We start from the raw sequence: 8,272 nt of genomic DNA, 5'->3' as shown, positions 1-8,272 counted from the left end.
ATACTTCTGTACTATATATTCTTTATGAAAACCAAATGACATAGCCCCGATAGTAGTGGAAATCCTTTTGTGCCGGGGTTCGGCACAAAAGATTGTAGCGGATAGCGGGAGATAGCTCCTAGAAAAAAAACCAGTCTTATATATAATATATAAACTTGCACATATATATTGTATGTATTTTAGTAATGCGTTATATTTGCATTCACAAAATTAAAAACAATGATTAAGATTAGTTTGCCCGACGGGTCAGTTAAAGAGTTTGCAGCAGGAGTAACTCCGATGGATGTTGCAATAAGCATTAGTGAAGGATTTGCCAGAAATGTAATTTCAGCTTCTTTTGATGGTACAATTGTGGAAACCATAACCCCTTTGATGACGGATGGCAGTCTTATATTATATACTTGGAATGACGAAGGTGGCAAAAAAGCTTTTTGGCATTCGACTTCACACGTGATGGCACAGGTTCTTGAAGAAATGTATCCTGGGATTAAATTGACACTTGGACCTGCAATATCGAATGGCTTTTACTATGACGTAGATTTTGAAGACCAAAAAATCACAGAAGCCGATTTTAAAAAGATTGAAAATCGCGTTTTAGAAATTTCGAGAGAGAAACACGAATTTAAACTCCGTCCTGTTTCTAAAGCGGAAGCTTTGGAAGTTTACAAAGACAATGTTTACAAAACCGAATTGATTACGAATCTTGAGGACGGAACGATTACTTTTTGTGACCACTCCACTTTTACCGATTTATGTCGCGGTGGTCATATTCCGAATACTGGTATCATCAAGGCAATGAAAATTATGAGTGTAGCTGGAGCATACTGGCGTGGTGATGAAAAAAACAAACAATTGACTCGTGTTTATGGAATTTCATTTCCAAAACAAAAAGACTTAACCGAATACTTAGAATTGTTGGAAGAGGCGAAACGTCGCGACCACAGAAAACTAGGAAAAGAATTGGAATTGTTTGCTTTCTCGGCGAAAGTGGGTCAAGGATTGCCATTGTGGTTACCTAAAGGAGCTGCTTTGCGCGATAGGCTAGAGCAGTTTTTGAAAAAAGCTCAGAAGAAAGCAGGTTACGAACAAGTGGTTACTCCTCATATTGGACAAAAAGAACTTTATGTGACTTCAGGACATTATGCTAAATATGGTGCTGATAGTTTTCAACCAATAAATACTCCAGCCGAAGGAGAAGAATTTTTGTTGAAACCTATGAACTGTCCACATCACTGCGAAATTTACAATGTAAGACCTTGGTCATACAAAGATTTACCAAAACGTTATGCTGAATTCGGGACTGTATATCGCTACGAACAAAGTGGCGAATTGCACGGTTTGACTCGCGTACGTGGATTTACTCAGGATGATGCACATATTTTTTGTACTCCTGACCAATTAGACCAAGAGTTCAAAAATGTAATTGATTTGGTGCTCTATGTTTTCGGTTCGTTAGGGTTCGAAAACTTTACAGCACAGATTTCGTTGCGTGACCAAGAAAACAGGGAAAAATACATTGGAAGCGACGAAAACTGGGAGAAAGCAGAGAATGCGATTATCAATGCCGCTGCCGACAAAGGATTGAAAACTGTTGTCGCTTATGGAGAAGCTGCTTTCTATGGTCCGAAGCTAGATTTTATGGTCAAAGATGCTTTGGGCAGACAATGGCAATTGGGAACTATTCAAGTAGATTACAACTTGCCAGAACGTTTTGAACTGACTTACAAAGGTTCTGATGATCAATTGCATACCCCGGTTATGATTCACAGAGCTCCTTTTGGATCGATGGAACGTTTTATCGCTATTTTGATTGAACACACAGCAGGAAAATTCCCGCTTTGGCTGATGCCAGAACAGGCTATAATATTGTGTTTGAGCGAGAAATATGAAATATATGCAAAAAAAGTTTTAAGTCTGCTAGAAAATCACGAAATTCGCGCCCTAATTGACAATAGAAACGAGTCAATTGGCAGAAAAATTAGAGATGCAGAAATGCAGAAAACCCCGTTTATGTTGATTGTAGGCGAGGAAGAAGAGAAAAATGGAACCGTATCCATACGTCGTCACGGACAAGAAGGAAAAGGCAACATTACAGTTACAATTGAGGAATTTGCTGCAATTGTAAACGAAGAAATAGGCAAAACATTAAAAACATTTACAGTTTAACTTAAATTATAAAGCCATAGCAATAAGAAGCAATAGAGGTTATCAACCTCGAGTAGAAAAAAAGGACGCCCACAGAATAAACAACCTTATCCGTGGAGTACAAGAAGTAAGGCTTGTGGGTGAAAATATTGAGCCAGGAGTTTTTAAACTTTCCGAAGCACTAAGATTAGCCGACGAATTTGAACTAGATTTAGTTGAAATTTCGCCCAATGCTGAACCGCCAGTTTGTAAAATAATGGACTATAAAAAGTTCGTTTATATGCAAAAGAAACGCGAAAAAGAGCTAAAGGCAAAATCTACTCAAATTGTAGTAAAAGAAATTCGTTTTGGTCCTCAAACTGATGAGCACGATTACGAATTTAAACGAAAAAATGCAGAAAAATTTCTGAAAGAAGGCTCTAAATTGAAAGCGTTTGTTTTCTTTAAAGGACGTTCAATCATCTATAAAGACCAAGGTCAAATCTTGTTATTGAGATTAGCTACAGATCTTGAAGAATTTGGAAAAGTGGAAGCGATGCCCGTTCTTGAAGGAAAGAGAATGATTATGTTTATTGCTCCAAAGAAAAAGAAATAATCCTCCCCCGACCCCTCCGAAGGAGGGGAGAAGAAACTCATAAGAGTTCAAAGGAGAATAACATATCACTTCTCGGCTTCCTCCCCCTCGGGGAGGGCTGGGGATGGGAAAATAAGTAAGTAAGAATAAATTAAAACACTAGGAAAAAATGCCTAAAATGAAAACCAAATCTAGCGCCAAGAAACGTTTTAAAGTTACTGGTTCTGGAAAGATTAAAAGAAAGCATGCTTTCAAAAGTCATATCTTGACCAAGAAATCTAAAAAACGTAAATTAGCTTTGACACACTCAGCGCTAGTTCACTCTACAGATATGAAAAGCATCAAACAACAATTAAGAATTCTATAATCCCCTCCCCAGCCCTCCCCAAAGGAGAGGGAGAAGGAAAGGAAGAAAAACATTCTTTAGGTTAAAAAAAATTAAAATAACCTTGGAGTATGGCCTTAAGTTCCCTTGATTAAATTCGGGACGCCTGCTACAAAAAAACAGAAAAATTATGCCAAGATCAGTAAATTCAGTTGCTAAAAGAGCAAGAAGAAAAAAGATAATGAAGCAAGCCAAAGGTTTCTTTGGTCGTCGTAAAAACGTTTGGACAGTTGCTAAAAATGCGGTTGAGAAAGCAATGTGCTATGCTTACCGTGACAGAAAAGTGAACAAAAGAAATTTCCGTGCTTTATGGATTCAACGTATCAACGCTGGAGCTAGATTAGAAGGAATGTCTTATTCACAATTTATTGGGAAATGCAAAGCTAATAACATCGAATTGAACCGTAAAGTTCTTGCCGATTTAGCGATGAATCATCCAGTAGCTTTCAAAGCCATACTTAATAAAGTAAAATAAACGTTTTATCAACTCAATTTAAGATTACTTACTTATAGAAAAGTCCCAATCGAAAGGTTGGGACTTTTTGTTTCCTCACCCCAGCCCTCTCCAAAGGAGAGGGAGCCGAAATTGGAATAAAATATATATCTGGATATTCCAGAAAACATCATTTCATTTTTTTTTATAAAAAACATACCTCGATGGGACAGGAAAAGTATTTTATATTTTTATTACAGTAAAATAAAAAAATAGTCTTATCCTCAAGATATAAACGATTCATCATTTTTTGAGAATGTGCTTCTCAATAATATATTTCGTTATAGGCTTCAATGTTTTTCCTGTTTCGGGATGTAATCCTGGTTGATTAAAATACTCATATTCTTTTTTATTTGGAGATTTCCCATACCAAACTAAAGGATTGTCAATAGCTCCATTTTTAAAAAAAGTAGTCGTGTCGCAAACGGATATTTTTTTAAAATTGTCCAATAACCCTTGATTGAACGGACAAACTTCGGCAGTATCTTTCACTTTATCATATTCAACCGCTTCATAATGGTTTTTGACCCAAACCATACAATTCTTGTCTCGAAAAAAAATGTTTTTGACACCATAACCCGCAGCACCAAAAACAAACAAAGGAATCACGGCAAAAGCTAATTTCTTTGCAACACTCTTCTTTTTAAATTGCTCAAAAATTACTATCTCCTTTTTATCCTCTACCTCTATTCTTCCTTCTTTATTTACAATCTCATTTATTGCAATAACCTCTGTCAATTTCTCTGTCAATTTCTCATTGTTTCGCAAAATAAATTTCCTGTAAGGTCTTGGATTAAAATCGACCAAAACTGCAATAAAATCCAAATTTACAATTCTAGTTGCTTCTGTTTTTCCTCTTAGAAAATTACTGATTGGTTTTAATTTGTCCACATCAAAATTTTCTATCTGTTTCTGCTTGCTAGATTTATCATTAAGTTCAAAAAACCGATCCAATATTTCTTGATCCAATTTGCTGATTCCTAAATCAAACAATAATAAACATAAATTTTTCAATTCGGCAGGAGAAGGTTTCAACAAAAACTCTGAAAACTTTCGTGTTTTAGCTTCTTCATATTTAGCTTTTACAGCCTTTTTATAATCATCGATAGTATTCTTATTCATAGCATTTATGGAATTAATCGGAATCATTTGGAATTGTTCGGAATCATCGGAATGATTGGAATCCGTTGCCAATAGTCACTCAAAAACCACATTCCTTTGCCTCGGAATTAGTTCTTGTTTTGAAATGCAATCAAGACAAATGTACGAAACTAGTTCTAAAAAAGTGTCGCTAAACAGTATGTCAAATTTATCCGGGAAGTATAAATCCTGATATTCTGTTTCAGCACACTTCACTTCCCAAAAAAAGCAAAAGAGCAGTCCGTTTTTAATGGCTTTCAGCTCAGGCTAGGATTCGATTTCAATATCGGACTGCCCAAACTATGTCTAATTTTTAATTCCAAAAAAATGAAAAGGATAATTTTAGTATCGATGTATGTCATCGCCAGCATTGTTATGGTTTCCTGTACTAATGATACAACAGAAACAAACCCAAGCAATAATGTAGTAAAAGTGGTAGCGGATGATTCTGGTGACCCTCTTAATCCTCTCCCTCCTATTAAACCATAATCTCAATGCAATTTATTTAAACTGATTTATTTTTATTTAATAAATTTCTGTATTTTCGGGAAATGATACTCAAAAAAGTCCATTTCCCGATTTACATTTTATTAGCCATCTTTTTGTCATTGTATTCCTGTGAGGAAAAACAAAAAAACCAACTCGATAAAAAGAATAATCTAATAGAAATTGATCGTCTCATTGACCTTGGCGACAAATCTCTTGAAAATGTGAAATATGATAGTGCCTTCTATTATCACAACAAAGCAAAATCCCTCTGTGATGTAAAGACCGACAGCACCAGAATTATCTATTCTTTGGCAAGAATGTCGGAAATTCAACAAAATCAAGGAGATTATTCTGGGAGTGAAACCACCGCCATTGAGGCCCTCCCTTTTTTAAATAAAACGATGGATCCCTCATACGAATCTTCCATTTATAATTTACTTGGGATTGTTTATTTGAAACTGTTTGACTATGACAATGCCCTTTATTATTATAAAAAGGGTCTAAATTTAAACATCGATGAAATTCGAAAATTAAAAATTAAACACAACATTGCCGTAGTATATATGGCCAAGCAAGATTACAACCGAGCTATACAAATCCTTCTTCCTTTGACTTCAAAAAAAGAAGTTATAAACGATCCTGCACCCTTTTCAAAAGCACTTGATAATTTAGGATATTCTTACTTCAAAGTGGGTAATTCTAAAGGAATTGACTATTTGAATCAAGCCTTAAAAATAAAAAAACAAATAAAGGATAACTGGGGAATGGCAGCAAGTTATCTTCATCTTACCAAATATTATAAACAAACCAATCCAAGATTATCCAACAATTATGCTAGATTAGCTTATGAAAAAGCAACAAAAGCTAATAATGTTGACGACCGATTGGAATCATTAGCATTATTAATACATACTCAAACTGGCAATCAATCGAAAGTCTATTCCGAAAAATACATCCAAATCAATGACAGTATTTCCAAAGTTAGGCAAAAAGAGAAAAATCAGTTTGCCAAAATGAAATATGATTCCAAGCAAGACAAGGAAGAAAATCTTATACTAAAAACTCAAAAATCAGAAACGGCTCTTGAATTGGAGCAACAAAAAAACGGTAATTTGATTTTGATTTTTATAACTATTATTGGCACATTGTCAACCCTTTTTATCTATTCTTTTTTTAAAGCGATAAACAAAAAAGAAAAAATTCAAACCGCTTACGACACCGAAACCCGAATTTCAAAAAAATTGCACGACGAGCTGGCAAACGACGTTTATCAAGCAATGTCTTTTGCCGAAACACAAGATTTATCTTCTGAACAAAACAAAGAAAAATTGCTCAACAATTTAGACACTATTTATTCCAGAACAAGAAACATTTCATTAGAAAATAGTGAAATTGATACTGGTGAGTACTTCAAAGAAAATTTATTAATGCTCATTTCTGGTTTTAACAATAACAAAACCAACGTAATTATCAAAAACTATGAAGCTATAAACTGGAGCAATACTAAAAAATTAACAAAAATAACTGTCTATCGCATAATACAAGAATTATTAGTCAATATGAAAAAACACAGCCAATGTAGTATTGTTGTTTTAGGCTTTGAAAATATAGAAAAAACATACGAAATCAACTATTCCGACAATGGTATTGGAAGCCCAAAAACATTAAAATTTAAAAATGGTTTGCAAAATGTGGGAAACCGCATAAAAACTATAAATGGAACATTTACTTTTGATACCGAATTAAACAAAGGCTTTAAAGCCAAAATTATTTTTCCTCACTAGAAATTGTAAATTATGTTTTCAAAAGTACTCTTTGCAGAAGATCTCGACAGTATAAATATTGCTGTTGCAAACACGCTTGACGAATTAAATATCCTCGAAAAAGACAGTGTAAAATATTGCGATGATGCTTTATTAAAAATAAAAAAAGCACTACTAGACAATAATCCCTACCAACTACTGATAACCGATTTATCCTTCAAGGAAGATTACAGAACAAATACTCTAAATTCAGGTGAAGAACTAATTAATGCAATTAAACAATTACAGCCTACTATAAAAGTTATCGTCTTGTCAGTAGAAGACAAAACCTATCGCATTAAAGCACTTTTTGAACATTTACATATTGATGCTTTTGTTCTAAAAGGCAGGAATAGTTTGCCAGAACTCAAAAAAGCCATTCAATATGTTTCTGACGGAAATACAAATTACATTGCTCCTAATCTATCTTTCATCTTACAAGACAAAATCATACACGAAATAGACAATTATGACATCCAACTTATCGAGCAACTTTCCTTTGGAATTGCACAAGACAAAATGGATATAAAGTTTAAAGAATTGGGCATTGAACCCAATAGCAAATCGACTATCGAAAAAAGAATAGGCAAACTCAAAGACTTTTTCAAGGCAAACAACACGGTACATCTTATTGCTATTGCCAAAGATTTAGGACTCATATAAATCTCCCTTCATTTTTATTGCATTTTTATTGCTCTTTACGGTTTCCCGTAAGGAATATTTTTTTATTGGATTTAGTTTTGAAAAAAAATAAAATACAATGACACGATACATCATAAACGACCGCAACATTGTCTCTGTAAGATATGACGAAATCCAAAAAATACTCGAAATAGAGTTTAAACTTCAAGCCATTCATCAGTATTTTGATGTGTCGCTAGATGAATTTGTAGCACTTATGAAAGCTCCAAAAATTGAAACTCATTATTTTAATTTTGTGCATTGCCGCTATCATTTTGATGTTTATTGATTTTTAAAGGGTGTAGGTTTGGAGAATGGATATGCAAATAAAAAATTAACACCCCTTTTTATCATTAATATATATATATATATATATATATTTCGGTTAAAGTCCAATTGTTTTAAATACAATAAAAAAATGGGATATTTGCCAATACTTATAAATAAAAAAACTTCTTTAAAAAAAGAATATATTAATGGAGATTGTTTCGCTTCTGAATTTGATAATATGTTTTATAACACTTCAAAAATACACGTTATTTATACTAGAATTTTTCCCTTTT

The 8,272-nt window shown here is 33.8% G+C and carries 8 protein-coding genes; 7 read left to right on the top strand and 1 reads right to left on the bottom strand.

Annotated elements, in window-relative coordinates; all coding sequences use genetic code 11:
* Positions 1-219: 219 nt before the first annotated feature.
* From thrS to rplT, 4 genes are all read left to right on the top strand, one after another.
* Positions 220-2,166: a threonine--tRNA ligase gene (thrS, locus tag PHC28_RS12040; protein ID WP_300100642.1), complete on the top strand. Its 1,947-nt coding sequence runs from the start codon at positions 220-222 to the stop codon at positions 2,164-2,166.
* A 22-nt stretch (positions 2,167-2,188) separates the two neighbouring features.
* Positions 2,189-2,740 (top strand): translation initiation factor IF-3, encoded by a 552-nt coding sequence (infC, locus tag PHC28_RS12035; protein ID WP_143392053.1) that lies wholly within the window; start codon positions 2,189-2,191, stop codon positions 2,738-2,740.
* Between the two features lie 148 nt (positions 2,741-2,888).
* Entirely contained in the window at positions 2,889-3,086 is a 198-nt protein-coding gene (rpmI, locus tag PHC28_RS12030; protein ID WP_300100638.1) for a 50S ribosomal protein L35, read from the top strand.
* Between the two features lie 148 nt (positions 3,087-3,234).
* Positions 3,235-3,579, top strand: a complete 345-nt coding sequence (gene rplT / locus PHC28_RS12025) for a 50S ribosomal protein L20 (protein WP_194311600.1) — start codon at positions 3,235-3,237, stop codon at positions 3,577-3,579.
* 261 nt (positions 3,580-3,840) lie between these two features.
* Here the strand turns inward: rplT and PHC28_RS12020 are convergent, their stop codons facing one another.
* A complete protein-coding gene (locus PHC28_RS12020) occupies positions 3,841-4,719 on the bottom strand; it encodes a hypothetical protein (RefSeq protein WP_300100633.1) in 879 nt (292 codons plus the stop codon).
* A 569-nt stretch (positions 4,720-5,288) separates the two neighbouring features.
* Between PHC28_RS12020 and PHC28_RS12015 the strand changes: the two genes are divergently transcribed.
* From PHC28_RS12015 to PHC28_RS12005, 3 genes are all read left to right on the top strand, one after another.
* Entirely contained in the window at positions 5,289-7,010 is a 1,722-nt protein-coding gene (locus tag PHC28_RS12015) for an ATP-binding protein (RefSeq protein WP_300100630.1), read from the top strand.
* 12 nt (positions 7,011-7,022) lie between these two features.
* Positions 7,023-7,691 carry a response regulator gene (locus PHC28_RS12010; RefSeq protein WP_300100627.1) on the top strand — a complete coding sequence of 223 codons (669 nt, stop codon included), beginning with the start codon at positions 7,023-7,025 and terminating at the stop codon, positions 7,689-7,691.
* A 97-nt stretch (positions 7,692-7,788) separates the two neighbouring features.
* Positions 7,789-7,998 (top strand): KTSC domain-containing protein, encoded by a 210-nt coding sequence (locus PHC28_RS12005; RefSeq protein ID WP_300100624.1) that lies wholly within the window; start codon positions 7,789-7,791, stop codon positions 7,996-7,998.
* The last annotated feature ends 274 nt before the right edge of the window (positions 7,999-8,272 follow it).

The sequence above is a fragment of the Flavobacterium sp. genome, from assembly GCF_028712645.1.
Lineage (GTDB): Bacteria > Bacteroidota > Bacteroidia > Flavobacteriales > Flavobacteriaceae > Flavobacterium.
This window is presented reverse-complemented; position numbering and strand designations above follow the sequence as displayed.